Here is a 629-nt window from a genome sequence, read left to right on the forward strand (position 1 = left end):
ATGTCTCTTTGAAATGGTTGATGAAATCCTCTTTTGTATGGTTCAGTTCATCTTCTATAAGATGTATAGAGCGATTGAACTTGGACGGATTTGAGAAATTGTTGGCATCAGTCATCCAAAAAGGGTTGCCTGTCATTTCCGTTCCAAAGTTCACGATTGCACAACGCACTGCGACCTCTATCTTTTCAATTTCATTGAATAAAAGTAGGCGTAGCTTCTTGTCAAAGCGATACAACATCATAACCTTACCGAAAGATACTCCTCGCTTGAATAGATGTTGCTCCTTGGGAATGGAAAGCAATGGGTACATATAGGCAGACAAACGATAGTAACCGATGTGGGAAAGATAATGCTGAGCCTTTTCTTCATCGGTTATCTCCATACCTCTTGTTTTGAGTAGTTGTACTAACTCTTGGGGTGTGGAGTATGTTTTTATGAACGGAATTTTTGTTGCCATATACCTATAAAAACAAAAACGACCCGCACATTTGAGCATCGTTGAGAGGCTTGGCGGGTTCTCGTGCTGCAAAGATACGAATAATCATTGATAATACAAACTTTTTAGAAAGAAAAATCACACAAAAGTGGAATTCTTTGACATATTTATGTTTGATAATGTTAAATCAAAC

1 protein-coding gene is annotated in these 629 nt (G+C 37.8%); it reads right to left on the reverse strand.

What is annotated here, in order from left to right:
- Positions 1-457: Abi family protein (locus QVO99_RS01445; RefSeq protein WP_288176854.1), on the reverse strand; the 457-nt coding region annotated here is incomplete at its 3' end.
- Between the last annotated feature and the right edge of the window lie 172 nt (positions 458-629).

Source organism: Prevotella sp. CAG:592, from assembly GCF_000436015.1.
Lineage (GTDB): Bacteria > Bacteroidota > Bacteroidia > Bacteroidales > Bacteroidaceae > Prevotella > Prevotella pectinovora.